At 37.5% G+C, this 25,911-nt stretch carries 26 protein-coding genes; 12 read left to right on the forward strand and 14 right to left on the reverse strand.

The window, feature by feature from the left end; all coding sequences use genetic code 11:
• Window positions 1-752 precede the first annotated feature (752 nt).
• The 3 genes from ACWPVE_RS10720 to ACWPVE_RS10730 are packed head-to-tail and all read right to left on the reverse strand — an operon-like array spanning window position 753 to window position 3,768.
• Window positions 753-1,721, reverse strand: a complete 969-nt coding sequence (locus ACWPVE_RS10720; RefSeq protein WP_453993186.1) for a sugar phosphate isomerase/epimerase family protein — start codon at window positions 1,719-1,721, stop codon at window positions 753-755.
• Complete coding sequence (locus tag ACWPVE_RS10725) at window positions 1,718-2,737, reverse strand: Gfo/Idh/MocA family protein (RefSeq protein WP_453993188.1); 1,020 nt, start codon at window positions 2,735-2,737, stop codon at window positions 1,718-1,720. The genes ACWPVE_RS10720 and ACWPVE_RS10725 overlap by 4 nt, the downstream gene beginning before the upstream one ends.
• Window positions 2,737-3,768: a Gfo/Idh/MocA family protein gene (locus ACWPVE_RS10730; RefSeq protein WP_453993190.1), complete on the reverse strand. Its 1,032-nt coding sequence runs from the start codon at window positions 3,766-3,768 to the stop codon at window positions 2,737-2,739. The genes ACWPVE_RS10725 and ACWPVE_RS10730 overlap by 1 nt, the downstream gene beginning before the upstream one ends.
• A gap of 121 nt (window positions 3,769-3,889) precedes the next feature.
• On the opposite strand from ACWPVE_RS10730, the gene ACWPVE_RS10735 reads away from it, so the two are divergent.
• Window positions 3,890-4,660 (forward strand): AraC family transcriptional regulator, encoded by a 771-nt coding sequence (locus tag ACWPVE_RS10735; RefSeq protein ID WP_453993191.1) that lies wholly within the window; start codon window positions 3,890-3,892, stop codon window positions 4,658-4,660.
• 32 nt (window positions 4,661-4,692) lie between these two features.
• Here the strand turns inward: ACWPVE_RS10735 and ACWPVE_RS10740 are convergent, their stop codons facing one another.
• Window positions 4,693-5,439, reverse strand: coding sequence for a sugar phosphate isomerase/epimerase family protein (locus ACWPVE_RS10740; RefSeq protein WP_453993194.1), 747 nt, complete (start codon window positions 5,437-5,439; stop codon window positions 4,693-4,695).
• 389 nt (window positions 5,440-5,828) lie between these two features.
• Between ACWPVE_RS10740 and ACWPVE_RS10745 the strand changes: the two genes are divergently transcribed.
• Both ACWPVE_RS10745 and ACWPVE_RS10750 read left to right on the forward strand, forming a co-directional pair.
• A complete protein-coding gene (locus tag ACWPVE_RS10745) occupies window positions 5,829-6,749 on the forward strand; it encodes a ribose-phosphate diphosphokinase (RefSeq protein WP_453997464.1) in 921 nt (306 codons plus the stop codon).
• A 116-nt stretch (window positions 6,750-6,865) separates the two neighbouring features.
• On the forward strand, window positions 6,866-8,011 hold the full coding sequence (locus tag ACWPVE_RS10750) for an SEC-C metal-binding domain-containing protein (RefSeq protein ID WP_453993195.1): 1,146 nt from the start codon (window positions 6,866-6,868) through the stop codon (window positions 8,009-8,011).
• Between the two features lie 800 nt (window positions 8,012-8,811).
• On the opposite strand, the gene ACWPVE_RS10755 is transcribed toward ACWPVE_RS10750, so the two are convergent.
• Window positions 8,812-9,711: a MerR family transcriptional regulator gene (locus ACWPVE_RS10755; protein WP_453993197.1), complete on the reverse strand. Its 900-nt coding sequence runs from the start codon at window positions 9,709-9,711 to the stop codon at window positions 8,812-8,814.
• Window positions 9,712-9,933: 222 nt separating this feature from the next.
• On the opposite strand from ACWPVE_RS10755, the gene ACWPVE_RS10760 reads away from it, so the two are divergent.
• Together ACWPVE_RS10760 and ACWPVE_RS10765 are read left to right on the forward strand one after the other, a co-directional pair.
• Complete coding sequence (locus ACWPVE_RS10760; protein ID WP_453993199.1) at window positions 9,934-11,001, forward strand: ABC transporter permease; 1,068 nt, start codon at window positions 9,934-9,936, stop codon at window positions 10,999-11,001.
• 5 nt (window positions 11,002-11,006) lie between these two features.
• A complete protein-coding gene (locus tag ACWPVE_RS10765) occupies window positions 11,007-11,705 on the forward strand; it encodes an ABC transporter ATP-binding protein (RefSeq protein WP_453993201.1) in 699 nt (232 codons plus the stop codon).
• A 140-nt stretch (window positions 11,706-11,845) separates the two neighbouring features.
• Here the strand turns inward: ACWPVE_RS10765 and ACWPVE_RS10770 are convergent, their stop codons facing one another.
• From ACWPVE_RS10770 to ACWPVE_RS10780, 3 genes are read right to left on the reverse strand one after another with little or no spacing between them, the layout of a single operon-like run.
• Window positions 11,846-12,802, reverse strand: a complete 957-nt coding sequence (locus ACWPVE_RS10770; RefSeq protein WP_453993202.1) for an ABC transporter permease — start codon at window positions 12,800-12,802, stop codon at window positions 11,846-11,848.
• On the reverse strand, window positions 12,799-13,713 hold the full coding sequence (locus tag ACWPVE_RS10775) for an ABC transporter ATP-binding protein (protein ID WP_453993205.1): 915 nt from the start codon (window positions 13,711-13,713) through the stop codon (window positions 12,799-12,801). Before ACWPVE_RS10775 ends, ACWPVE_RS10770 begins: the two co-directional genes overlap by 4 nt.
• A gap of 20 nt (window positions 13,714-13,733) precedes the next feature.
• A complete protein-coding gene (locus ACWPVE_RS10780) occupies window positions 13,734-13,961 on the reverse strand; it encodes a DUF6677 family protein (protein ID WP_453993207.1) in 228 nt (75 codons plus the stop codon).
• Between the two features lie 311 nt (window positions 13,962-14,272).
• Between ACWPVE_RS10780 and ACWPVE_RS10785 the strand changes: the two genes are divergently transcribed.
• The 6 genes from ACWPVE_RS10785 (at window position 14,273) to ACWPVE_RS10810 (ending at window position 18,524) form a co-directional block, all read left to right on the forward strand.
• Entirely contained in the window at window positions 14,273-14,557 is a 285-nt protein-coding gene (locus ACWPVE_RS10785) for a hypothetical protein (RefSeq protein WP_453993209.1), read from the forward strand.
• A 249-nt stretch (window positions 14,558-14,806) separates the two neighbouring features.
• Window positions 14,807-16,084, forward strand: coding sequence for an IS110 family transposase (locus tag ACWPVE_RS10790; protein ID WP_453989956.1), 1,278 nt, complete (start codon window positions 14,807-14,809; stop codon window positions 16,082-16,084).
• 388 nt (window positions 16,085-16,472) lie between these two features.
• On the forward strand, window positions 16,473-16,991 hold the full coding sequence (locus tag ACWPVE_RS10795) for a hypothetical protein (RefSeq protein WP_453993211.1): 519 nt from the start codon (window positions 16,473-16,475) through the stop codon (window positions 16,989-16,991).
• 11 nt (window positions 16,992-17,002) lie between these two features.
• Complete coding sequence (locus tag ACWPVE_RS10800) at window positions 17,003-17,338, forward strand: LytTR family DNA-binding domain-containing protein (RefSeq protein WP_453993213.1); 336 nt, start codon at window positions 17,003-17,005, stop codon at window positions 17,336-17,338.
• On the forward strand, window positions 17,338-18,003 hold the full coding sequence (locus ACWPVE_RS10805) for a membrane protein insertase YidC (RefSeq protein ID WP_453993215.1): 666 nt from the start codon (window positions 17,338-17,340) through the stop codon (window positions 18,001-18,003). The genes ACWPVE_RS10800 and ACWPVE_RS10805 overlap by 1 nt, the downstream gene beginning before the upstream one ends.
• Window positions 18,000-18,524: a tubby C-terminal domain-like protein gene (locus ACWPVE_RS10810; protein ID WP_453993217.1), complete on the forward strand. Its 525-nt coding sequence runs from the start codon at window positions 18,000-18,002 to the stop codon at window positions 18,522-18,524. Before ACWPVE_RS10805 ends, ACWPVE_RS10810 begins: the two co-directional genes overlap by 4 nt.
• 16 nt (window positions 18,525-18,540) lie before the next feature.
• On the opposite strand, the gene ACWPVE_RS10815 is transcribed toward ACWPVE_RS10810, so the two are convergent.
• From ACWPVE_RS10815 to ACWPVE_RS10830, 4 genes are read right to left on the reverse strand one after another with little or no spacing between them, the layout of a single operon-like run.
• Window positions 18,541-19,302: a LytR/AlgR family response regulator transcription factor gene (locus ACWPVE_RS10815; protein ID WP_453993219.1), complete on the reverse strand. Its 762-nt coding sequence runs from the start codon at window positions 19,300-19,302 to the stop codon at window positions 18,541-18,543.
• A gap of 1 nt (window position 19,303) precedes the next feature.
• Window positions 19,304-19,438, reverse strand: coding sequence for a cyclic lactone autoinducer peptide (locus ACWPVE_RS10820; protein WP_453993220.1), 135 nt, complete (start codon window positions 19,436-19,438; stop codon window positions 19,304-19,306).
• A gap of 20 nt (window positions 19,439-19,458) precedes the next feature.
• Complete coding sequence (locus ACWPVE_RS10825) at window positions 19,459-20,073, reverse strand: accessory gene regulator ArgB-like protein (protein ID WP_453993222.1); 615 nt, start codon at window positions 20,071-20,073, stop codon at window positions 19,459-19,461.
• Complete coding sequence (locus ACWPVE_RS10830) at window positions 20,073-20,666, reverse strand: sensor histidine kinase (RefSeq protein WP_453993224.1); 594 nt, start codon at window positions 20,664-20,666, stop codon at window positions 20,073-20,075. Before ACWPVE_RS10830 ends, ACWPVE_RS10825 begins: the two co-directional genes overlap by 1 nt.
• A gap of 1,678 nt (window positions 20,667-22,344) precedes the next feature.
• Between ACWPVE_RS10830 and ACWPVE_RS10835 the strand changes: the two genes are divergently transcribed.
• Complete coding sequence (locus ACWPVE_RS10835) at window positions 22,345-23,697, forward strand: IS1182 family transposase (RefSeq protein WP_453990053.1); 1,353 nt, start codon at window positions 22,345-22,347, stop codon at window positions 23,695-23,697.
• Between the two features lie 155 nt (window positions 23,698-23,852).
• Here the strand turns inward: ACWPVE_RS10835 and ACWPVE_RS10840 are convergent, their stop codons facing one another.
• The gene (locus ACWPVE_RS10840) at window positions 23,853-25,157 is read right to left on the reverse strand and encodes a nucleobase:cation symporter-2 family protein (protein ID WP_453997466.1); all 1,305 of its coding nucleotides are present in this window, start codon (window positions 25,155-25,157) and stop codon (window positions 23,853-23,855) included.
• Window positions 25,157-25,747 (reverse strand): xanthine phosphoribosyltransferase, encoded by a 591-nt coding sequence (locus ACWPVE_RS10845; RefSeq protein WP_453993227.1) that lies wholly within the window; start codon window positions 25,745-25,747, stop codon window positions 25,157-25,159. Before ACWPVE_RS10845 ends, ACWPVE_RS10840 begins: the two co-directional genes overlap by 1 nt.
• Window positions 25,748-25,911 lie beyond the last annotated feature (164 nt).

A 25,911-nucleotide genomic window follows, 5' to 3' on the forward strand; every position in this document is an offset into this window, starting at 1 on the left:
ATATCCCCAAATCATACTACTTTCTATAAAAAGTTCATTGCCTTCTGGTTCATCCAGAAGGCAGACTAACTCTCAACCAAGGGAGTGGTCCAACTTCTATCTTGATATAGGACAAAAACCCGAATATATGGGACATACCCTTCCAAATATGGGCCACAGTCCAAAATATAAGGGACAAACCTCCATATATATGGGTCATAAACCAAAATATATGGGCCATATCCCCAAATCATACTACTTTCTATAAAAAGTTCATCGCCTTCTGGTTCATCCAGAAGGCAGACTAACTCTCAACCAAGGGAGTGGTCCAACACCTATCTTGATATGGGACAAAGATCCGTAAATATGGGACAAATCTGTCCAAATATGGGCCAAAGTCCAAAATATAAGGGACAAACCTTCGCATATATGGGCCATATCCCCAAATCATACTACTTTCTATAAAAAGTTCATTGCCTTCTGGTTCACCCAGAAGGCAGACTAACTAACAACCAAGGGAGTGGTCCAATTCCTACTTTGATATGGGACAAACCTGCCCAAATATGGGCCACAACGCAAAATATATGGGACAAACATTCACAGATATGGGCCGCAAACCTTAATATAAGGGACAAACCTGTACGAATAAGGGCCACAAACCCAAATATAAGGGACAAACCTCCCCCTATATGGGGCACACCCCCAATTTAAGCCGCCTAATATAAAAAAGCCTTCTGGTCAAACCAGAAGGCTAACAATCTTTTAAACTATGTTTAAACCCACCACATATTCGAGACAGGCTCTTCAATTAAGACGGATTTTAGATTAGTAACTGCACGGGTGAATCCTTCGTCAATGGACATGATTGGGTCTTCGTGTTCGATGCTAACAACATAGTCATAGCCATACGTACGAAGGGCACTCATCATGTCGGACCATTCTTGTAAACTATGGCCACAGCCGACAGAACGGAACGTCCAAGCACGAGTACGCACGTTTCCATATGGTTGCATGTCGGTTAATCCATACATGTTCACATTGTCTTGGTCAATATACGTGTCTTTTGCATGAAAATGGTGAATCGCATTTTCTTTGGCGAGAATTTTGATCGCAGCGACTGGGTCGATGCCTTGCCACCATAGATGACTTGGGTCCAGGTTCGCACCGATTGCATCACATGTTTCCTCGCGAAGTTTTAGCAATGTATACGGTGTATGCACTAAGAAGCCACCGTGAAGCTCGAGTCCAATTTTGACGTTATGCTCTTTCGCAAATTGTCCAACTTCCTTCCAATACGGAATCAGCTTTTCTTCCCATTGCCACTTTAATACGTCATTGTATTCATTTGGCCATGCAGTAACAGGCCAATTTGGGTATTTTGCCCCTTCATGGTCACCAGCTGTTCCTGAGAAACAGTTCACAACGGGTACATTCATCATGGATGCAAGTCGAATTGTTTTTAATAGTGTATCATGAGAGTCTTTCGCAAATGCTTCATCAGGTGAAATCGGATTGCCGTGGCAGCTAAACGCACTGATAGTTAATCCACGCTCATGTACTTTATTCAAGTACTCGTTTCGAGCATCCTCATTTTCTAGCAAACCATCTAAATCACAATGCTTATTACCTGGATAGCCGCCTGTTCCAATCTCAACGGCATGAAGGCCAGCAGCCTTAACAGTATCTAACATCTCTTCAAAAGACTTCTCAGAAAATAAAACGGTGAATACTCCTAATTTCATGATAAACTTCCTCCATTTTCATAGATTTGATCAATGATTCTTGATACTTGTAGTGCTTCTTCAGGTTTTACGACCAATTCTGACAAACCTAAGCATGCTTCAATAAAATTCCGAGTTTGAGGTACATCGGGTTTTTCTTCACCTGGAAGCCATGGGGCTACACTGTTTAACAGCATTCCGTCAGTTTGTGTATATAACTCAAACGGAAAAACATTCAAGCCACCATCGACCCCAGAAATACTTAAATGATTCTCATCCTCTTTGATATTTGCAGCCCATGACGTTTCAAAAAGCATCGAGGCTCCATTTTCAAATGTGATATAGGCTGTTACATGATCATCGACTTCGAAATTTTCATGATCAAAAGCACCCCATTGATTAATCTGGTTAGGCTGTTTACTTAGCTGATTGTAAACCGCGCCCGATACCTTTGTTTCCTGGGGATTTCCAATCAGCCAAAGAGCTAAATCAAGAAAATGACATCCCCAATCGATCAGGCTTCCACCGCCTTGAAGACTTTTATTTGTAAAAACGCCCCAACCTGGTACCTTTCGTTGACGTAACGCCCTTACCCTCACAACCAACGGAGTTCCTACTTCACTCATCACCTTTTTGGCAGCCTGAGCTTCTTTTGTAAAGCGGTAGTGATACCCGATATGGAGGACTTTCTTTGCTTTTTGACTTGCTGCAATCATCGCTTCACATTCACTAGCGGTCATCGCCATTGGTTTTTCACAAAATACATGTAAGCCTGCTTCAAAAGCAGCAATTGCAATTTCAGCGTGGAATTTATTTGGTGTACATATACAAACTGCATCCACTTCAGAAAAAAGATCCTGATATTGTTGATGCACAATAGGAATGTTATAGGTAGCAGCCACTTCTTGTGCACGTTCAATATTGACATCACAAATGGCATGTACCTCACAGAGATCGCTTAACTTTTGAAAAGCGGGGAGGTGCCGATCCTGTGCAATACCACCTGCCCCAATAATTCCAATACGAAGTTTTTCCATCAGACTTCACCTGTTTTCACGATTTGGCTTGTCTCGCTTGATTTTAGTGCAGCAAGAATCACTTGTAAGGATTTCATTCCTTCCTCACCTGTTACGAGAGGCTGTTTATCCTCTAAAATAGACTCAACGAAATGGTCAATCACATAAGAAGTATTTTGGCCACCCTCATCGTTAGATTGGATTTTGCCAAGTTCACATTTAGTCACTTCTCCGTTTGCATATTGAATAATCAGTGAAAATTGTGGGTCATCTTCTAGTCTGAGTACCCCTTTTTCCCCATAAATGATTGTAGAGTTGTCCTCTTTGCTGTAACCCCAGCTCGCAGCCAGCGTTCCAACAATTCCACTTTCCGTTTTTAAAATGCACACCGCATTGTCATCCACGTTTGAGAACTCTTTCGCATTACCTTCGACAAATGCGCCAACTTCTGTAAATTCTTCTCCTAATATATAGCGAAGCAAATCGGATTTATGTACGCCAAGGTCACCCATAGCTCCTACAAATGCTTTGTCCTTTTGGAAAAACCAGCTATCTTTCCCGTCAACACTCCAACCTTCGGGACCACCGTGACCGAATGTAGTACGGAAACTGTAGATTTTACCAAGTTCTCCATTTTCAATGAATTGACGGGCCTTTTTATGAGAAGCTACAAAACGTTGGTTATGAGCAATCATCAGTTTTTTGCCATTTTTCTCAGCCGCAAGGATCATCGCTTTTGCTTCCTCACTGGATGTGGCCATAGGCTTTTCACAAAGTACATGTGCTCCTGCATTCAAGGCAGCAATTGTAATAGGTGCGTGTAAATAATTTGGTGTACAAACGCTTACAATATCGACGTTCGCGTTTTCTAACACGTCTTCATAACTTGTAGATGGTTTCGCACCATATTTTTTAGCTACTTCCTCTACACGTGCTTCATTTATATCACAAACCGCTACGATCTCGACATGTGGGTTTGCTTTGTATTCTGGTAAATGACGAAACTGTGCAATACTTCCACAACCAATGACGGCTACTCTTAACTTCTTCATCTACAACACTCCCTAGAACCAATATTTGATTCTATCGTATCGTTTTTCTCAAAAAATAAACATAGATGATATAATAAAAATATATACTATTTTGCTATTTTTCTTAGAATGGAGAATTTCTATGGAAGCCACCATTTTCTTTTGCGGGTATTCATTTCATACAAAAGGTTATCGTTCTGAATATAAAGACGGATTTCCTGCCTATCTGTTTCGTCTACAAACGGAAGGAAGCTGTGAGGTAATCGTGAAGGATCAAAAATTCACCCTGAAAAGAGGGGATCTCATCCTGATTGAGCCAGGTGATCACTATGAGATTTTTATGAAAGAGGGGCAAAAAAGTGGAGATTATCACCTTTCCTGCATGGGCGATTGGGTTGACGAATGGTGGGGGCGTTCTCCGAAACAAAGTCTCTACCACATTGACCTCGATGGGAAACTTCTTTCATTATGGAACCAGCTGATAACGGAAAAAAGGAGACCACAATCCAATCATGAGCTAGAAGATTACCTATTGAGGTCCTTTTGTCTCACAATGGAGCAAATCATGAACGAAATTGTGCCAAACTATCCGTATCCGTATAAGGTGACAAGGATGATGCGTTACATTGAAGAACATGCAAGTACTCGTTTGAAGGTGGAAGATGTCGCCGAACATGTGAAGTTGAGTGTTTCTAGGTCTGTTCATCTTTTTAAAGATTTTGTGGGAAAAACAATGATTGAATACGCACAGGAGATTCGATTGAATGCTGCGATGGAACGTATGAAATATACGACCATGACACTTGAACAAATTGCCGAAGAATGTGGATTTGGTACCTACCCATATTTTCATAAAGTATTTAAAAAGAAATACGGTGTCTCACCAGGAGTTTTCCGACGAATCGAAGGGTAGCGGAACAAGGGAAGGGGACTGATCCCCTTGCCTTATCCTTTCCAATCCTTCAAGTATTCAATACTCATTTTGATGCTTTCAAATGGATCACGTCTGCACACATCTTGTTCGACGATCCACCACTGTACGTTACCTTCCTCGCCTTGACATAGAATGGCTTCAAGATTGACTCCACCAGTTCCGAGTTCAGCAAAGAACTTTTCCTCATCCAACGTCATATCCTTCAGGTGCACAAGTGGTGTACGATGTGGATAGCGTTTGAGCCATTCGACGGGATCTTCGGCTGCTTTTGTTAACCAGTAAACATCAAACTCGGCCTTTACATTTGTGTCCATCAAAATCGTATCAAGTGCCGTTCTGCCGTCAGATAATGTTTCAAGCTCAAAATCATGATTGTGATAGCAAAGTGTTAGCCCCTCACGCTTGCAGATGTCATCAGCTTTTTGTAAAAATGAAACAAGTGCCTTATAATCATCCTCACTACGTTGGTCTGGTAATAAATAGGGACAAACAATATATTGATTTTCGAGGATTTTTTGATCTTCAATCACTTTCGTTAAATCATTTTGTAATACATCCAATGGAACATGGTTACCAGCTACTTTGAGTCCAAGCTGATCCAACATTTCTTTCACTTCTACAACCGTATGTCCCCCGTATCCAGCAAGTTCTACACCGTCGTAACCTAATTCTGCTACCTTTTTTAATGAACCAAAAAAATCCTTCTCACACGCATCGCGCAACGTGTACATTTGTACAGCTACTGGAATCCTTCTCACTCTTCTCCCTCATTTCATCTTGTTTATGATTGATTGGAATTTACATGATGATTGATCTATGTCCAGCGCATGTGGCCATCCGCTTTTGAGTTGTGTCATGATTGACCAAAGCGCATTGGTGAAATTGTTCCTATAGTTATTGTAAAATGCTGGTTGGAAAATAAGAATAGAGGATATCATCAGAATATCTACTATTTTGCTATTTTATAGTTGAAAAGGTATCTAGAAATACGCACCTTAAATGAATAAGCACAAATTCCCAGGATAATTTTGTCGAAAAATGCGATTTCGCACTATGTAAAGAAGGTAAAGATAGGTTATATTAGAGTATAGAATATATTTTGCATGGAGGACGAAAAGTGGCCTATCAATTGAATGAATGTTTTAAGATGTTTACGTTAAATTCCAATCCAGAACTAGCAGAAGAAATGGCATCAATACTCGGTTGTCAGTTAGGAAAATGTTCAGTATCACGTTTTAGTGATGGTGAAATCCAAATAAATCTTGAAGAAAGTGTTCGTGGAAGCGAAGTTTACTTAGTCCAATCCACTTCACAACCAGCAAATGAACATATTATGGAATTATTAATTATGATTGATGCGTTAAAAAGAGCATCAGCTAAAAATATTAACTTGGTGATTCCGTATTATGGATATGCAAGACAAGACCGTAAAGCACGTTCACGTGAACCAATCACATCAAAATTAGTAGCAAACCTACTTGAAAAAGCGGGAGCAACTAGAGTGGTAGTAATGGACCTACATGCTCCACAAATCCAAGGCTTTTTCGATATTCCAGTTGATCAATTACTCGGTGTACCACTACTTTCTGAGTATTTTGCTGCGAAAGAACTTGATGACATTGTAGTCGTTTCGCCTGACCAAGGTGGCGTTGTACGTGCACGAAAATTGGCAAATCAACTAAATGCACCAATCGCATTCATTGATAAACGTCGTCCGAAACCAAATGTTGCGGAAATCATGAACATTGTTGGTAATATCGAAGGTAAAAATGCCATTCTGATTGACGACTTAATTGACACAGCAGGTACCATTACTATCGCTGCCAAAGCGTTAATGGAAATGGGAGCAAAATCCGTATACGCATGCTGTACGCACCCTGTATTATCAGGTCCTGCAATCGAAAGAATTGAATCATCACCAATCAAGGAACTAGTCGTTACAAATACGATTCAATTACCAGAAGAAAAGAGAATCGATAAAATCAAGACTATTTCCGTGGCGCCATTACTCGTCGATGCGATTGACCGCATCCACAATGAGAAATCCGTAAGTCCACTATTCGAATAAAGAGATACGTCCCTTATCATAAGTAGCCAACTAGTGAACTAGTTGGCTATTTTGGGCTCTTGCCCGAATGGGTAAACTGTACCTATACGCAAAAATAATTGAAAGGACACAATTAAATGGCATTTTTAGAAAAAGTAAAACCGCATCTACTTTCAGATGATATCTTCGTACAAAAAACCGTTCTTCATGCCCTACACGATTACCCTGCTGTTCCAGAGGAATGGACAGTGGATTTGTTGAAGGAAGCTTTTACGAAAGAAGATAAACAGGCTTACATATTTATCTACTTGGACCATCAAAAAATCAATGAAAGTGCGCTAACAATTTTATTGGAACAAATTCCGTCCATGAATAAAGAGAATATCCATCTCGCGCTAAAGCTAATAAATGAAGTTGAGCCTGCACTCGCATTAAAATACCGAGAACAGCTTAAGGGCTATATTACAAGCGAGACGTGGTCTTCATACGAATTAGTCGTAAACGGAACAAAGAAAGAAGTCTCCGGACGATATAAACAAGTAGTAGAGAAATTAGAACAATCAGATGCGTTCCAAGGTAATCTCTACCACGAAGCAAAGCGACTGGCAAAATGTATCGTTCAAAAAGGATGGATCACGGAAAAGGAAATCGACAAAACTCTTTCTCAAGAATTAGATGCTAACTGGTTTTCGTATAACGGATACTTAACGGTATATATGATCGGTTTATTAGGAAACGAGAAGTATATTGCTATTTTATCAAGTCTGTTAACACGAGACGAAGATATCCTACTCGAAGAAGTCGCGGATGCGTTAATCCAATTTCAGTCGGATAAGGTGGTTAAAGAGGTTGCCCCGTATGTAACGGATCCAGATTCGATCATTTTTGCTGCATCTATTCTGGAAAATATCAAAACGGATCTTTCGGCTCAGGTACTAAAAGAGGCCTATTACCAAGTAGAAGAAATTGATGAAAAAGAATTGATTATTGAAGCACTCTGTCACCAGTTCACGGAAGTGGCATTTCCAGTGGTGAATGAACATATGCAGCACCCTTATGAAACATCATCACTTGTGGATATTGAAGAAGTAGTATATAGCTTTTATACCATCATGGGTGAGTCGCACCCCGATTTATCATTATGGAAACAAGAAGCGATGCGAATAGAAATGGGAGACCCAAATGGGATGCTTGCTGTCCAAAAACCTGACAAAAAGGTTGGGAGAAACGACCCTTGCCCATGCGGAAGTGGTAAAAAATATAAGAAGTGTTGTGGCAAATAAGGGGTTATGGTGGATTTGAGATGTGGGGCAGGCTTCTACAAGTGGTGATTTGCGTCTATGTTTTAGGTTTATACGCAGTAGCTTGCAGATAAGCGCCCTCGCACGTTGAATATACGTCGTCCCGCAAGTTTATGCGCCCTCGTGAGAAGAAATGCTTGATCGTACACTGAAAATGCGTCGTCGCGCGGTTTTATGCGCCTTGGTGAGAAGAAATGCGTGATCACGCACTGAATATGCGTCGTCCCGCGATTTTATGCGCCCTCGTGAGAAGAAATGCGTGATCGTACACTGAAAATGCGTCGTCGCGCGGTTTTATGCGCCTTGGTGAGAAGAAATGCGTGATCGCGCACTGAATATGCGTCGTCCCGCGATTTTATGCGTCTTGGTAAGAAGAAATGCATCCTTGTACAACGATAAGCGCCCTCGCACGTTAAATTTGCGTCGTCCCGCAAGTTTATGCGGCCTCGTACACGGATATGCGCCCCCGCCTGCAGAAATGCGTGATCACGCACTGAATATGCGTCGTCCCGCGATTTTATGCGCCCACGTGAGAAGAAATGCGTCCTCGTACAAGGAAATGCGCCCTCGTACACGGGTTATGCGTCGTCCCGCGGTTTTATGCGCCTTAGTGAGAAGAAATGCGCCCTTGTACACGGGTTATGCGCCGTCGCGCGACGATGAGCGCCTCCTGCACACAGATATGCGTCTACCCGCATGGAATATGCACCCCCACACAAATGCACGCTTTCAAATGAATAGGGTCAGAGGGAAAGCCCTCTGACCCTAAAGTTGGAGAAAAATTACGTTAATATATCATCAATCGAACTTGTGAGCACAAGTGATTTTGGTTGGTAGTCCGTTTGATAGGTGTCTACCCCTTGGCCGCCAAGATAGAATTTAATATCCTGATGTGACTCCGCAAATTGATCAAGTCTCTTCAATAAGTCAGGCTCTGATTCAAATGGAATTGTTGTTGTAGCAGACAAAACGACAACTTGTGGCTTTAATTTGTTTACTAATGATTCAATCGCACCTGGTGCAGGAGAAGCGCCAACTAACTGCGTCTTCCAGCCTTTCATCATAAATCGCATCATTACAAGATGAAGTGGAACTTCATGGTGTTCATGGGGGAGGCATGCTCCAAGTACAAATGGTGCATTTTCCCGGTACTGATAATTCCGTCGAATCTGTACTAAAAAGTCACGTACAACCAGACTCGAAACAGATTCTTGATACGTATCCCATTCTTTATTTTCCCACTTATTTCCGACCTCTTTTAAAAACGGGACCACAATTTGATTTAGAAAACGATCAAGGCCAACACGATGATACGCCTCTTTTAAGATCAAATTTAACTCGATCTCATCGCAATGTCTTCCTTTTTCTAAAAGCTGCAGCACGTACTCATTCCACTGTTCCATCTTTGAGGTATTCTCATCCGTTATGATTTCAGGTTTTTCTGGTAGATCTTTTACAAGAAGTGCGGCTTGCTTAATCGTATGTCCTTGCTCCGATAGTTTTTTGACTTGTAGAAGCGTCGTAACATCCCCTTGATTATAGATACGATAGCCGTTTTCTAAACGCATTGGTTGTATAACCTTGTACCGTTCTTCCCATTTTCGAATGACCTGTTTCGATAGCCCTGTCATATCTGAAACTTGTTGTATCGTGTATGTTTTCTTTTCTTCTGATTGAATCATCCAATCAACCCCTAACTACTGGTCCGTTCTTACTCGTCTTCCATAGTATAACGAATACGTCCACTTTGTACAATGTTCTCTCGCATTAGGTTGGACACAACAAACCTATTGTATAACGTTTTTAATAAAATATTATACAAACATTTGACAAAGAGATCATTTCAATCCATAATATAAAAAAAGGTTATACAAAGATGTCTAAAGTTGAGAGGAAGTGGCTATGTGTTTTTAGCGTGGCAGGAAATTAAGAAGAATAAACTTCGTTTTATATTGATTACAGGAATTTTAATGCTAGTGTCGTATCTGGTATTTTTTCTTTCAGGACTTGCAACAGGGCTGGCTAGTTTAAATCGGGAGGCAGTTGATGAATGGGATGCGACAGCCATTGTTTTGACTCAAGAATCGGATAAAAGCTTGTACCAATCAACGATGACCATCGATCAGCAAAGTGAGTTAAATGCGACCGATACAGCGGTCATTGGTCAATTAAATGCGATTGCAAATAATGGGGATAGCAAACAAAACATCGCACTGTTCGGGATTAAAGCAAATGAGTTTTTGATACCAACCGTTACAGAGGGAAGAGCGTTTGAAGGGGCAAATGAAGTCATTGCGAACGATTCCCTTAAAGATGAGGGATTTAAGCTTGGAGATACCTTAACTTTGTCTTCGAGTGATGCACAATTAAAAATTGTAGGATTTACAGAGAATGCTCGATTTAATGCAGCACCTGTTCTTTACGCTACCCTTGAAACATTTCATGGGGTGAAATTTGGAGAAGCAGCCGAGCAAAACAATGATCAGATAAACGGAATTGTTGTCCGTGATAATGCAGCGGCAAACATGGTAAAGAATGAAGAGCTAGATGTCATCGAAATTGAGTCATTTATCGAGAGTTTGCCTGGATATACAGAGCAAAAACTAACATTGAATTTTATGATTTACTTCCTATTTGGAATTTCATCCATCATCGTCGCGATCTTCTTGTACGTGTTAACGGTACAAAAAATCAATATGTTTGGGGTAATGAAGGCCCAAGGGATATCAAGTACGTATCTATCTAGATCGGTTGTCGCACAAACTTTCATCTTATCATTTGTAGGAACAGCGGTAGGATTTGCACTGACTCTACTTTCAGGTGCCTTTTTACCATCAGCGGTTCCAGTATCGTTCGATTTACTGCAAATGATTGTGTATGGGGGCATTCTTATGATGGTGGCAACGGCCGGAGCAGTGTTCTCGGTCTTGACGATTGTTCGAATTGATCCACTGAAAGCGATAGGGGGATAAAAAACATGGCGTTATTAGAATTAAAACAAGTTAAAAAAACATACGGTAGCGGACCAAATCAGGTCGAAGCGTTAAAGGAAACAAATTTCGTTGCAGACCAAGGTGAATTGATCGCCATCATTGGACCATCTGGTTCTGGTAAAAGTACATTTCTCACGATTGTAGGTGGCTTGTTAACACCATCCTCGGGTGATGTCATCATTAATGGCCAAAACATTACGGCAATGAATGAAAAAGAACGTTCGCTCATCCGTCTCAATGAAATTGGATTCGTCCTACAAGCATCCAATCTAGTTCCATTCCTACATGTAGCCAACCAAATGAAATTAGTGGATAAAGTAAAGAAGGGGAATATGACGAAGAAAGAAAGAGAACAACTGTATAAGCAATTGGGAATCAGTGACCTCCTCATGAAGTATCCTTCTGACTTGTCTGGGGGGCAACGACAACGTGTAGCAATTGCAAAAGCACTGTACAGTAACCCCTCAGTGATTTTAGCAGATGAACCAACGGCGTCCCTTGATTCCGACCGTGCCTTTGAAGTGATGGAACTATTAAAGAACATGACAAAACAGAAAAAAACAACCACCATCGTTGTCACCCATGACACACGACTCATCACTTATTGTGACAGAACATACCAAATGACAGACGGTGTTCTGGTGGAACAGAGGGAACTCTCATCTATTGCGCCAGCTCAATGATCAGTTAGATAAAAACTCATATAAAAACACCTCCTGCATGTCATATGTATGAATATGACATGAGGGGTGTTTTTCTTTGTCTCATTTCACTGGATCATATATCAGACATGTACCTCAAAAAGAATAATGATTTACCATATTTAACCTTTTGAATCTCTTTTAAAGAAATAAATGGTTATGAATTGAAATAAGCAAAGGTGGACTAAAATAATAGACAAGGAGGTCAACAAGTTAAATCCAAATGAATTGACATTGCTGTACATAAAATCATTCAGATTTAGATGGGCTATTATTGTATACTTTATCCCCTCAATCGTATCTAGCAGGTTGTACACGATAGAACTTCCGATAAATAGTAAGATCGAAGTGGTTGTAGCCAAACTATTGCTTCTAAACAATGTAGAAATCATAATAGATAGACTTATAAAAATGATACAATTTACAAAGTTAAACGAAACATTTTTCAAGATATATTCTATCGTAGGGATTTTTTGCATTCCGAAATGAGACATCGTTATGCTGATCGTGTTTAACTTATGAATGCCACCAAATACGATTCCACCCACAATAAAAGAAGAGGTAAACCAAATCATGATCAACAATCCCGCGAGAAGCACACATGAAAGAAACTTCGAAATGACGATTTTCCATTTATTCACTGGAAGTAATAATAAGGATTTAATTGTTCCCCTACTATACTCGTTAGACATCGTATCACTTGCCACTATGATTGAAAAAATAATGATCAAAAATAAAATATAACCATTATCCTCCATAAATCCCCAAACATTTTGTTCATATGGGGAGATGTCATTCTCTAAGTAATACTCGTAAAGTTGAAGATCTTGTAAGATTACATTCTGTAGATCTTCAGGTAGATTTTCCTGCTTTGCTTGGTTAAGTTCGTCTTTGGTGTTTTGTATATTTGTTTGTACTTCATCTCTCCAATCACTCTCATTTATTTTCGGAGCTTCTTTATAGGAGATAAAAGCGCTTATCCCTACAAGAACAACGATTACAATCATTACAATGGAGGCTCTTGGTCGAGAAAAGATTTTTATTAGTTCGTTAACTGTTAAAGCAAACAGGGCTCTCATGATGCACCTCTTTCGATTGCAGCAAAGAATGTTTGCTCTAAGTCCTTTTTATTTAAGTTTAATTCAATAAAGGCTACTTCATTTTCAAAAAATATTCTATTTTGTTGAGTAATCTCTTGAAGTTTCTTGAACTCTGCCTTAATAAGGTGATTTGTTTTGTCTACCATCGAAATAGTCGTAAATAAGGGAATCGCCATTTCAAAACTAGATGAATCGATAAATCGATATGTTGCTGAAATAGAATCATCTATATTATTTAAATGATGTACATCAAGAATTTTAACAAGGCTACCGTCCTGTATGATGGCTACTCTATCACATAGCAATTGCATTTCTGAAATAAGGTGACTGGAAATGATGACCGTCTTTCCTTCTTCAACCATTTTTTTAAGTTGAACCCTTAACTCGTATATACCCTGAGGATCTAATCCATTTGTTGGTTCATCTAAAATGAGTATATCAGGGTTATGCAGCATAGCTCTTGCGATACCTAGTCTTTGTTTCATTCCTAAGGAGTATGTCTTCACTTTGCTATGAATCGCATCATTCAGGTTTACAAATTCGACAATTTCATTAATCGTACTGTCCTTGATATGATGATGTAATCGAGCAACAGCCTTTAAATTGGCAAACCCCGTCATATGTTCATACATATCAGGTGATTCAATTAAAGCACCTATTTTCATAAGTGCTTTTTCTCTATTGATCGAAATGTCTATATCATTAATTAAAATCGTTCCTTTGGACACTTTATATAAACCTACTAACATCTTTAAAAGAGTCGTTTTTCCAGCTCCATTAGGGCCTAGCAATCCAAATATCTCACCTTTTTTTACGTTGAGTGTTATATTTTCTAGTAGATTTTGATTGTTAATTTTTTTAAATACACCATTTATTTTTAAAATATCCATCGTTTTATTCACCTGTACACTTATACAGTTAGCTCTTCATTAACCTTTGACGTACTCGTATAAGAATTAATAATGGCATACAAATAAACTAATGGTAGTGTCACGATACCAACTACTACTGGAATTAATAAGATTGAAACGATCTCCGCTACAATTAACAAAACTCCCTTCTTTACTTTACCTAAATACAAATGACCTAATCCTGGAAAGAAAATAGATAATACTAAAGCTAACCAACCTTTTTTCATATCAATATCTCCTTTTTCATTAGTAAAAATATCTGTATTTATTGTAAACCGAAAGTTTAGTGGTAGATATGCATATTGGTAATTTGGTATATTACCTTCACTATCTGGTCGAAATAACAGGAATTATATGCGTTTTTGCGGCTTTTTAGGGATATTAGTAGAAATTTACCATGATCATAACGAATTATAGTGTTTATAAATGAATATATGACATTTTTATACAAGTAAAACGAAATACCTAAAACCCTTTGCTATATTTGGGTTGTACCAAAAAACAAAACAAAAAACAAAAAACAAGGAGGAATTTGAAAATGTTTTACAACTTTTTCACTGGGACTACAAATATTGGGGATGCGGCTTGGGCAATAGCACGACTCTTTGCTAGAAAGTTTGACAAACTTGAGAATGTGAATAATATTGCGGCGAACTTAACAACAAAGTTTAGAGCAATTTATAATAGTTTTGGTGGTAATTTTGCATGGGCTGATTTAGGAGGCGTAATCCTTGATATTGGAGAATTATTGCTAACATTTGCTCCTCAGGCGAGATTATGGGATATTACAACATTCTTATGGGGTTCTGCTAACATCCTATAAAAGTCACACTGGCTTTTGTGAGAATAATGTCCTAATACTGCATAATAACACCCAATTATCCCAAAAAGATAACCCTGTAATACACAAAAAGTATTATAGGGTTATTTTTATGTATCATATTACTAAAGGAGCATTCCTGTTAGAAGGATTTTCGGGGACTTGAACAAAAAAGAGCCCTCTTGGTATGATACGGGGTGTCAAGATCTGCAGAAATTGACCCCTAATTTGTTAACCAAGGAGGACTCCATAATGGATTTTAAACAAAATCAAAAAATTAATCAAGTCACTGAAAAAACACTAGTGGTCGGAATCGATATTGCTAAGCGAACACATTTTGCTTGCTTTGTTGATGATCGCGGCCGTGTGCTCCAAAAATCGTTTTCCGTATCCCAGGCTGGAAATGGTTTCGATTATTTCTATAAACGCGTTCTGGATGCAATGGAAGAAAACGAAAAAACAGAGGTTATCATTGGGATTGAACCAACTGGCCACTATTGGCTGAATTTAGCTTACTTCCTTGAGGAACGAGGCATACCTTTGGTAATGGTTAATCCAATGCATGTCAGACGGTCAAAAGAGTTGGATGATAATCTTCCGACTAAACATGATCGTAAGGATGCATTAGTGATTGCTCGTCTCGTAAAAGATGGTCGCTTCAGCTATCCCCGTATCTTAAAAGGTATGGAAGCTGAACTTCGCGTTGGATCAACTTTCAAAAGTAAGCTGACTGAGGAATTAGGCGCTGTCAAAAACATGATGATTCGCTGGTTAGATCGCTATTTCCCTGAATTCACTCAGGTGTTTCCGTCATTCGGAAAAATGGCTTTGGCTGCACTTGAATGTACTCCATTTCCAAGTGATCTTCAACAGAAACAACCCGATGAAGTTTTATCCCTTTATCGAAAGGTTGAGGGGCTTAAATCTCCCCAAAGGCCTAAAGCAGTGCGCCTTATTGAAGTCGCTGCTAATTCTATCGGAGTAACAGAAGGACATGAGATGGCTCGAATTGAAATCACCACACTTGTCCGCCGTTACTATCAACTAGAAAAAGATATTGAAAGCATTACTCAACGCTTAGTTGAACTTGTAAAAACATCAGTAGAATACGAATGGCTATCAACGGTTGAAGGAATTGGAGATAACACTATTGTCGATCTATTAGCCGAAATAGGAAGCTTTTCAGACTACGAGAATCCACGCCAATTAATCAAACTTGCGGGATTAACGTTACGCGAAAATTCCTCTGGACTGCATAAAGGACAAAAACGCATCTCTAAACGAGGCAGAAGGAAACTACGTGCCCTCCTGTTCCGAGTAATGATGCCCATGATTCGTCACAATGAAGCTTTCAAAAAGCTACACGAGTATTACACAAACCGTCAGGTTAATCCTTTACGTAAGAAGCAATCCATCGTGGTTCTATGCGGAAAACTATTAAAAGTATTACACGGGATTTGCACGAAGCACAAAGCGTTTGACGCACAGCGAATGATGAGGGATATTCCTGGTCTCGAAGAGGCTGTATAAGTCCTTACACCCCTAAATTAGACTTAGACATCAGGATGACACGGAGAAGCTGGCACTTTTTTTTCCATTCGACCTAGAGTCCCTAAAGGAGCTTCGCTAGCCTCTGCCTTATGACTAGACCGAACGAAGGAATGTAGGCACTTAGATGCCAAGAGACATGGGAGGGTACGTCATCATAAGCTACGCAGAGATCCATTGTGCATCGTATAATTCCCTAGCACTACTTACCAGCATTATCCAGTAGTGACGGCGTAGCGTACCCATGTATTGGAATAGTTTCACATATTTTAAAAATACTGTTAGGAATTGTGTCGAAAAATATTTTTTTGACAACCCACTAACGGATCAAACCGTTGGTAAATCAACATTTATAGAGGGAGGAATTTGGATGAAAAACATGGCAATTAAAAGTTTACCATTCTATTTAGTCTTTGCTTTATTGATCGTTTGTTTAGGGTATTTTTATACACCTTCGCCAAAGGAAGTGCAGCAGATTAATCCACAAGGACTTAATGAAATCTTTTTTATTATAGCTGTAAATGGCGCGATATTTTTATTGCTCCTATTATTCTCATTTACAGGATTCTCGTTACTCTATTCAATAAAGTTCTTATATAGCATGGGGGAGAGTGGTAAAGTAAGTGGTTACAGTCCAGAGATCTACTATGGTGCATCCTTTATACATGGAATAGGAGAAATCCTACTTGTTTATCTAGTAATCATTTTTTCCATCGCTCATTTTAGAGAACTATTTCTCTTATTAAAAACAAAATCTGGAGTACAATTAAAACATTTTTATACAAAGAAACTACCTAAATATCTGCTTATTGGTTTTATACTAATCACTTTAAGTGCTTTTGCTGAAGTTCTAATTGCTAACAATCTTATACAAAGACTTGTAAACTAGGAGTTCAGAAAATGATAGTTGAACACAATAGAGTCATTATTGCTTTTAAAGACCATATACATTTACTTCCTTATGATGAAATCCTCTTTATAGAAAGATTTGGGGATAAAACAATCTTTCATACAAGAGACAGAGAGATCCTTACAAATCTCCCTTTAAAAAAAATCGAGTCCGAGCTACCTCAGTTTTTTATTAGAAGCCACAAGTCATATATTATCAACAAGCATTTAGTACAAGAACTGAAGAAGGCAACAAGGGATACATATGAATGTCTTTTTGAAAACGATAAATATGCATTAATCAACAAAAAAAACATAGAAAAATTATTTAGAGGAGGACCGTTTTAATGGGATTTCTTTGGGGATTTTTGGTTGAAATAACGATAAAATTTATAGATGTATTCTCATCCCAGAATTATGTGGCAGGTATCATTTTTTCTACGATTGTTTTTAGGTCTATTTTCTTTCCTTTACAATATTTGAATCAAAAAAATACATATATTATGAAAAAAATTGGACCACAACTTAAAGAGATTCATAAACAATTTGATATAGGAAATCCAGAGCTAACAAAAGAAGACCTACTAAAAAGAAAAAAATTACGGAATGAAATACTAAAGGATGCAGGAGCTAGACCGTTTGCCTTGGGATGTTTACCAATGTTGATTCAAATACCTTTTTATGTCTTGTTTATTCAAGCAATTGTAAATCATGATCGTTTGATGGAAAGCACATTCCTATGGCTTTCACTGAACGAAAGAGATACCTCTTTTATAACACCTATCATTCTTTTCATCGTAACTTTTATTCAAATGTACTTTTCCAATATGACGAAAAGGATACTAGTCATTGTCGTTTTTTCGGTATCTATGGGACTAATTGGGTCTTTATTACCTTCATCAATCGTTATTTATATGATTACACTTAGTATATATGGGACAATTCAACAATTTTTGATCAACTATAAATTAAAGTACTCAACTTCTACAATAGGGAAGGTGTCTATGCAATGAAATTATATACGTTTCAAAGGCCTTTGCTTAACGATTCAACCAAAGAGATATCGATATTTGATGAACATGGGGTACTTGTTGGGCACGTAAGCAGGTATTTTGAAAGTAAAGGTTCATATCTAGCAAATTGGATCACTTCAATCGTTAATGTTAAAGCGAGAGATTTGCAAAGTAAAGTAACGATCGATATCGTGGATCAGGGATTTTGGAAAACGTTACTTAGAGCGAAATGGAATATAAGTTATACCAATCAAAAAAGTATCCAAACCGAACTCATTGATAAGTCAAAAATAAAAACAAATAGGAGGATGCATTACACGATAGAAGGAAGAAATGTAATCGTGTCCAAGGATATTGGGGATAGGGTGATTCGCTTTAAAAGCAGTGAGGGCACTCTTTTAGCAGAAGGTACTTTTGATAAGTTAATCCCACCTTCTACGGAGACAATAAAAATTTATGATGATCATATACACTTTTGTGAAATAGTCGCTATATACTTCTTATTTCAATTACAAGTATAAATACTTGTAATTGAAATTATAGAAGTATATTTTCTTTTGATAACAAGTTTACAAGTTCTTTGTATTTATGCTTACTTAATTTGATTGTTTGAGACGTTTCATAGAGTTCTATATTATAAGAGCTCATATAATCATCTGGTTGGATCGTCTTTATTAAATGTAACGGAACCAAAAAGGACTGATGGGTTCTATAAAAATTATATTTTCTCAACTTCACTTCAAGGGACTTAAGGCTATCATTTGTTTCTAGATGCGAGTTATTTTTAAGTACAATCATCACCTTCCGATTGGTAGACTCAATATAACAGATATCAGAAACATAGACTAAACTAAATCCTTTTTTGGTAGTAACGCCTAGTCGAACATTACGTATGTCAATAGAACGTCCTCTGTCTAATCCCTTTTCCTGTTTCTTATTGATGATTTTTATAATCGAATTTTGAAGCCTAGATTGACTGATAGGCTTCAAAATATAATCAACTGGATAATAACTAAAAGCTTCAACAGCAAATCCTGCTTCACCTGTAAGAAATATTATTTTTATTTCAGGGAAATGTAAATTTATGCTTTTAGCTAGTTCTAATCCATTCATCCCAGGTAAATCAATATCTAATAAAACAATATCAACATGATGATTCATAAGAAATTCTATTAAAGAGTTTCCATGCTGCATTGTTTTAATCACTTCTACACTATGTATATACTTTAAAGATTCTTTTAAATAAAGTAAAAAGTGGATATCGTCATCGACGGCTACTATGTTAAACACTTTTCTCATTTTAAGAACCCTTTACTTCCTCCACACCTTTTTTTGGTAAATCAGGCTCGTAAATAAACCAAAAGCTAGCCAGAGTAGATCCTTTACTAACGAATAATCCCACCAAACCAATCAATTTCAATAATTTCTTGTACATTTCTATACTCCTTTCAAATGTTAAATCCATTTATCTATTTTATTTATTAATTTTCCACCTATAGGTGTGATGGAAAATATCTGAAACATGACACCTATCCAAATACATGTCCTATAGGACGTCTCTTCAATAACAAAAGTATTTAGACACACAAGAGTAATAAACCATAAAATTCCATATGATTTATATCTTCTTTTTTTTCCTAACGAGAACTGATCTTTTGTTTTATGTAAAACAGGTGCTCGCCTAAGTATAATAACTACCATTAACAGAATAGATAGTAAGTAAATTTGATCATGGAATAAATACTCAGAATATAAATTAGATATTTTTGAGATAAAAACGATTAGAAAGGATCCAATCAATGTGCATTTGAAATAACTCGAAAAATGAGCTCCTCCAATAAAGATTCTTAGGATTGAACCTGCAAATAGAGTTAAAAAAGCTTCAGTAAATACATTGAAAAGTATTGAAAGGATACCAACAAGCAGTATTTGTATCAGGGCTGAAATCAACCATTCTAAACCATACCTAATTTCATCTCTCATATGAGTGAATTCAGGATTATTTGTAACGACAAGGTTTGCTAAATTAATGCTTAATTGATTGGGGGTATACACTCGTATTCTACTCATCATATAGCCCTATCAAAAACGACATTGAAAGTAATGGTATGATCCATGATCTCGGGATAAATAATGCCATTATTCTGTTCCACAACCTTCTTAACAGAAAATAACCCGTACCCCCTACGAGTATTTTCTTCTTTTTTAGTCGTAAAACCAACATCAAACATTTTGTTAAGAACTAAATGATCGATGATACCAGTATTAGAGATAGAAATAAAAAAATGATTGACATCTGATTCTGCAGTCATAGAAATATTTCTCATCTTTCTATCAAGATTTTTCACATGTTCAAACGCATTCTGTAGTAAATTCCCAATAATAATATTAAAATCATATTCACTAATGGGTAATTCTTTTAAATCGTCTTTGATCGTTAAATCAAATGAAACATCCTCATTACGTGCTTTCTGCTGAAAGCTATATAAAAGAGCAGAAACAGCAGGAGAATGCATAAATAATGTAGAGTTTATACTCGTTACATGGTTTGTTATTTTTGATAAGTACTTGTTTAATGCATCATATTGTTTTAAGGAAAGCATGGATTGAATGGAAGATAAATGAAAAATCATATCATGCCGTTGAGACTTGAGTAGTCTCATATATTCATCTCCATTTTTATAGTTCTGAATCTCAAGCTCCCTTAACGTATTTTGTCTCTCATAGTAAACGGCTAAGCATATAATACTTGTCAAAATAACCCCGAAAATAACTGTAAAATATATATTTAGGATGCTTATCGAAGAAATGATATACCTGTAATTATAAACAGTTATAATACTTAATAAATATAAGACCAAGGTAAAAATAGCTAATAATGTATAAACTCTCTTTCTATCTTTAGAATCATAGTCTCTCCAAAAACTACCTATTTTGAAATTTAATTTTTTCAAAACGATAAATAAAAGAGCGATCGATACAAAATTAGCGAACATACAAATAAAACTAATAAGTAAGGCATCCTCGCTAATTTCAACAGAGAAAATTTCAATGATTATTTTGTAATTTAATATTGTAGATAAGAACAAGATAATGCTTGAAACAACAACAGATAAACTTGCATACTTCAGCGGTATAAGGAAAACTTTGTATATACATATCGAAACTACTATCAATAAGGCTAGAGTATAAATTGCTGAAGGTAATATACCTTTAAATAGAAGGATAAAAATTGAAATAATCATGCTTAATAAAAGTAGCGTCCAGAAATCTCTTATTCGAAACTTATAATCTAGTAACAAAAGACTATTAGAAAATACAAGTAACGTTTCTAAACTCCCCCCGATAAGATATAAGAGGTAACTCACACCTAAAACTCCCTCCTACAATGATGTTAAGATAATCTTTGCCAACAGGAGGCGCCGCCTTCTAAAGAACCCTTTCACGTTTTTTAGTTTAATAACGAACATTCTTAAGTTAAAATATTCTTTTGATATGTATTTACACAATTTACAGAAGTCGATTATCCAATCACTCCTTAATCACGAAACTCCCTCTTTTACGAATGGAATACGTTCAGTAAACCTATCTACTTATGAGTAAACGGTAGCTGGATGATAAAGTGTAATAGATTAGCCAATATATAATTTCTTCGTCTCTATAGCGAAGAGTTGTGTAATGTTAATAGTAGAAAAAGTAATTTTAAAGATTGAGACAGGTACTAAATAATATCATTTTTGTATAGTAAATAGGCTTCCTTTTCATATTATAGTCATAGGGAATCTTCCCCACTTTATAAACTTGTTGTAATGACTACTTATTTCGACAAATTGGGAGAGATATTTTTTGAATGACCTTGAAAAGCCTTGAACGAGTGTGGTCCAGGATATTGAAATTTATTCTATTATATACAATTTTCCCACATTTTTCTACATGTTCTATATTTTAGGTGAATTTCTTCCTGAGTATTTATTCCTTCATTTAATAGGTACATTTGACTTGTTAGATAAAAATGATACTAGAGTACTTAATAGTAGGTTGATAACGAATTTTTATTAGATAGTTATACATAAATTACTTTTTAAAGAAGCATAAGAGTCTTTATCCACATGAATTTACGACAGATAAATGAACAGCCTGGTTACTAACGTATCATTTCTGAAGGGGCTTAGGAGAACCGAGCCTAAGAAGGGCTCATAGCACACTAAAATAAAAAAGGGGTCCAGTTGGACCCCCAGGCTGTCGAGAAAGTCTCGACAGCCTTTATTCTTTTGATACACTTTACTAATTCACCGCATTAATATGTTATAATATAGTTAATAAATTAGGGTTGGTGATATTGTGTTAAATACTAGGGAAAATACACAAAATGAAATTGAATTTGTATCAATTGACGAGCTTGTTCCAGATAACCATCTGTTACGAAAAATAGATAAATACATAGATTTTTCTTTTATAATTGAGAGAGTAAAACCTTACTACTCTGAAGATAATGGTCGACCTTCGATCGACCCTCTTGTTCTTTTTAAAATGATGTTTATTGGATATTTTTATGGTATCCGTTCCGAAAGACAACTTGAACAAGAGATAAAACTTAATGTCGCATATCGTTGGTTTTTAGGTCTCAGATTTAAAGATCCTGTACCACATCATTCCACAATAAGCTGGAATCGCCATAAGCGTTTTAAAGATACAGACATCTTCCAAGAAATCTTTGATGAAATTGTTCTTCTTGCAATGAATCACAAAATGGTTGGCGGAAGAGTCTTATTTACGGACTCCACTCATCTCAAAGCTAATGCGAATAAACATAAATTTACAAGGGAAGAAGTTGAAGTAGAAACTCGTGAATATTTAAATGAGTTAAATAAGGCAATTGAAGAAGATCGTGCTGAACATGGAAAAAAGCCTTTAAAGGAAAAGGAGGAGGTGAAAGAAACAAAAGAGATTAGAGTAAGTACCACAGATCCAGAAAGTGGGTTTATGTCGCGAGACAATAAGCAAGAGATGTTCTGTTATTTAGACCATCGGACAACAGATTTGAAGTTTAACATTATAACTGATGCATTCGTAACTCCAGGTAATGTCCATGATTCAATACCATATCTTAGCCGTTTAGATCGTCAAATCTTACGATTTAACTTTAATGTGGAAGCTGTTGCTCTTGACTCTGGATACTTAACTAATCCGATTTGCAAAGGATTATCAGATCGTAAGATCTTTGGAGTTATTGCCCATAGAAGGTATCAACCAACAAAAGGACTCTTTCCAAAATGGAAGTTTAAATATAATAAAGAAAATGACATTTATGTTTGTCCAAATAGCGAGGAACTAACATATCGTTCAACTACAAGAGAAGGTTACCGAGAGTACAAGTCAGATCCCAAGAAATGTTCAACCTGCCCTCTTCTTGAACAATGCACTAGATCCCAGAATAAGCAAAAAGTTGTTACTCGTCATGTTTGGGAAGATCATAAAGATAAGGTGAGGCTAAATCGCCTCTCTCCAGAAGGGAAAATTCTTTATAAGTTTAGAAAAGAAACCGTAGAGCGAAGCTTCGCAGACTCAAAAGAGCTGCATGGGCTTCGCTACTGTAGGTTACGGGGAATTAAAAATGCTAGTGAGCAGGTATTACTTACAGCAGCCTGCCAGAACATGAAAAAGATTGCCAACCACCTAGCCAAGCAAGGCTAGATGGTTGGGAGTGATATTTTCAAGATTTTTGATAAAGAATAATGTCAACTTACAACTACAAAAACCACCGAAAACAAAAAGTGTAGAGAAAAAATACCCCTTTCTCTACACTCTGGGGGTCCAGTTGGACCCCTTTTAGGAATAGGTATTTACGATTATGAAGCCTTTTGCCCTTCTAGTACTGGCGCGGCTTTTTCTTTTGTTGTTTTCATGAAGATAACGTTCATGACAATAGCAGTCAAGCTTCCGATCACAATTCCATTGCTTGATAAGATTTGAATGCCTTCAGGTAGGTTTTGGAACAGACTAGGAACTGTTGTGATACCAAGACCCATTCCGACCGAACAGGCAATGATTAATAAATTCTCTTGAGAAGAGAAATCCACTTTGCTTAGCATTTTAATTCCCGCAGAGATTACCATTCCGAACATCGCAAGCATAGCGCCACCGAGAACTGGTGTTGGAATAACAGTTGTGAACGCGCTGATTTTTGGAATGAAACCAAGAAGGATTAAAAATGCCCCAGCTGCATATATAACACTGTTCTTTTTTACACCTGAAAGTTGAACTAAACCAACGTTTTGGGAGTAAGTTGTATAAGGAAAGGCATTGAAAATCGCCCCTAAAATCGTCGCGACACCTTCTGCGCGATAGCCATGCGCTAATTCTTTTTCCGATAACTTTCTACCTGTAATATCACCAAGAGCAAAATATACACCTGATGCTTCAACAAGTCCTACGATTAAGACGAGAATCATGGTGATGATAGCGGAAGGCTCAAATGTTGGCATTCCGAAATAGAATGGTGCTGGCATGTGAAACCATGACGCTTCCGTAACCGCTGAAAAATCAACTCTTCCTACAAAATAGGCAACAGCTGTTCCAACGAGTAACCCGAGCAAAATCGCGATTTGACGCATAAAACCTTTAGCAAAACGATATAAAACCAGAATGAAAAGAAGTGTACCAAATGACAGTGCAAGGTTTTGAAGTGAACCAAAATCCGCGCTTCCTTGACCACCAGCCATGTCATTCATGGCAACAGGAATGAGGGTGATCCCAATAATCGTAACCACTGATCCAGTCACGACTGGTGGGAAGTATTTGATCAACTTTCCAAAAACGGTCGAGATGATGACAAGGAAAATTCCTCCTGCTAAAATGGAACCGTAAATCGCAGAGACCCCGAACTCTCCACCGATCGCAATCATTGGTCCGACTGCAGTAAATGTACAGCCGAGCATAACAGGTAACCCGATGCCAAAGAATTTATTTTTCCACACTTGTAACAGCGTTGCGACACCACACATTAAAAGGTCAATCGCAACAAGATAAGTAAGCTGTTCACCAGTTAACCCGATTGCTCCACCAACAATAAGCGGTACGATAACAGCCCCCGCATACATCGCAAGCACATGCTGAATACCAAGTGATGCTGTTTTAAATAAATTTCCTTTCATCATCGACCAGCCTCCACTTCTTCTAAAAATGTCACTTTTCCACCTTGTAATGATTGGATACGTGCGAGAGATTCTACTTTGAATCCTTTGTCACGAAGAAGTTTCCAACCATCTTGGAAGGATTTTTCGATTACAATTCCGATTCCAGCTGTTTGAGCGCCAGCTGTCTCAACGATGTCAGCAAGACCAAGTGCAGCCTGACCGTTTGCTAAAAAGTCGTCGATGATAAGGACATGATCGGTTGGTTCGAGAAACTTTTTGGAAACTGAAATTTCATTGGTTTCATTTTTTGTAAAAGAGTGAACAGATGCAGTAAGTAGGTCGTCTACTAGAGTAAGAGATTTTCTTTTTCGTGCAAAAATAACAGGCACACCAAGCTCAAGGGCAGCCATCATACCAGGTGCAATCCCCGAGGATTCAATGGTTAATACCTTTGTAATGTTGCTATCTTTAAAACGGCGGGCAAATTCTTTACCGATTTCCACCATTAACTGAGGATCGATTTGATGATTTAAAAAAGCATCAACCTTAAGGACATGATCGGATAAGACTGTACCTTCGTTGATAATTTTCTGTTGCAATAGTTCCACGAGAGTTTCCTCCTTAAAATTTGTGTTCAAAATAGGGGATGAAAAGGGACCAAGTCGATAAAACAAGTACTGTCATTTTCACTAGACTAAATGAACATCATCTAAAAATAAAAAAGCCTGAACATCATTGCACTCCTCTCAAATACGAGTGAGACAATGACCTT

Source organism: Bacillus nitroreducens (assembly GCF_964021195.1).

Bases quoted from the DNA above. Each gene is read 5' to 3' on its own strand.
- ACWPVE_RS10785 (WP_453993209.1), top strand. From the start codon at position 14,273: ATGTTTTACAACTTTTTCACTGGGACTACAAATATTGGGGATGCGGCT.
- ACWPVE_RS10840 (WP_453997466.1), bottom strand. From the start codon at position 25,157: ATGAAAGGAAATTTATTTAAAACAGCATCACTTGGTATTCAGCATGTG.
- ACWPVE_RS10820 (WP_453993220.1), bottom strand. From the start codon at position 19,438: ATGTACAAGAAATTATTGAAATTGATTGGTTTGGTGGGATTATTCGTT.
- ACWPVE_RS10795 (WP_453993211.1), top strand. From the start codon at position 16,473: ATGAAAAACATGGCAATTAAAAGTTTACCATTCTATTTAGTCTTTGCT.
- ACWPVE_RS10775 (WP_453993205.1), bottom strand. From the start codon at position 13,713: ATGGATATTTTAAAAATAAATGGTGTATTTAAAAAAATTAACAATCAA.
- ACWPVE_RS10805 (WP_453993215.1), top strand. From the start codon at position 17,338: ATGGGATTTCTTTGGGGATTTTTGGTTGAAATAACGATAAAATTTATA.
- ACWPVE_RS10800 (WP_453993213.1), top strand. From the start codon at position 17,003: ATGATAGTTGAACACAATAGAGTCATTATTGCTTTTAAAGACCATATA.
- ACWPVE_RS10780 (WP_453993207.1), bottom strand. From the start codon at position 13,961: ATGAAAAAAGGTTGGTTAGCTTTAGTATTATCTATTTTCTTTCCAGGA.
- ACWPVE_RS10750 (WP_453993195.1), top strand. From the start codon at position 6,866: ATGGCATTTTTAGAAAAAGTAAAACCGCATCTACTTTCAGATGATATC.
- ACWPVE_RS10730 (WP_453993190.1), bottom strand. From the start codon at position 3,768: ATGAAGAAGTTAAGAGTAGCCGTCATTGGTTGTGGAAGTATTGCACAG.
- ACWPVE_RS10735 (WP_453993191.1), top strand. From the start codon at position 3,890: ATGGAAGCCACCATTTTCTTTTGCGGGTATTCATTTCATACAAAAGGT.
- ACWPVE_RS10790 (WP_453989956.1), top strand. From the start codon at position 14,807: ATGGATTTTAAACAAAATCAAAAAATTAATCAAGTCACTGAAAAAACA.
- ACWPVE_RS10755 (WP_453993197.1), bottom strand. From the start codon at position 9,711: ATGATTCAATCAGAAGAAAAGAAAACATACACGATACAACAAGTTTCA.
- ACWPVE_RS10810 (WP_453993217.1), top strand. From the start codon at position 18,000: ATGAAATTATATACGTTTCAAAGGCCTTTGCTTAACGATTCAACCAAA.
- ACWPVE_RS10765 (WP_453993201.1), top strand. From the start codon at position 11,007: ATGGCGTTATTAGAATTAAAACAAGTTAAAAAAACATACGGTAGCGGA.
- ACWPVE_RS10815 (WP_453993219.1), bottom strand. From the start codon at position 19,302: ATGAGAAAAGTGTTTAACATAGTAGCCGTCGATGACGATATCCACTTT.
- ACWPVE_RS10825 (WP_453993222.1), bottom strand. From the start codon at position 20,073: ATGAGTAGAATACGAGTGTATACCCCCAATCAATTAAGCATTAATTTA.
- ACWPVE_RS10725 (WP_453993188.1), bottom strand. From the start codon at position 2,737: ATGGAAAAACTTCGTATTGGAATTATTGGGGCAGGTGGTATTGCACAG.
- ACWPVE_RS10720 (WP_453993186.1), bottom strand. From the start codon at position 1,721: ATGAAATTAGGAGTATTCACCGTTTTATTTTCTGAGAAGTCTTTTGAA.
- ACWPVE_RS10830 (WP_453993224.1), bottom strand. From the start codon at position 20,666: ATGAGACTACTCAAGTCTCAACGGCATGATATGATTTTTCATTTATCT.
- ACWPVE_RS10745 (WP_453997464.1), top strand. From the start codon at position 5,829: ATGTTTACGTTAAATTCCAATCCAGAACTAGCAGAAGAAATGGCATCA.
- ACWPVE_RS10770 (WP_453993202.1), bottom strand. From the start codon at position 12,802: ATGAGAGCCCTGTTTGCTTTAACAGTTAACGAACTAATAAAAATCTTT.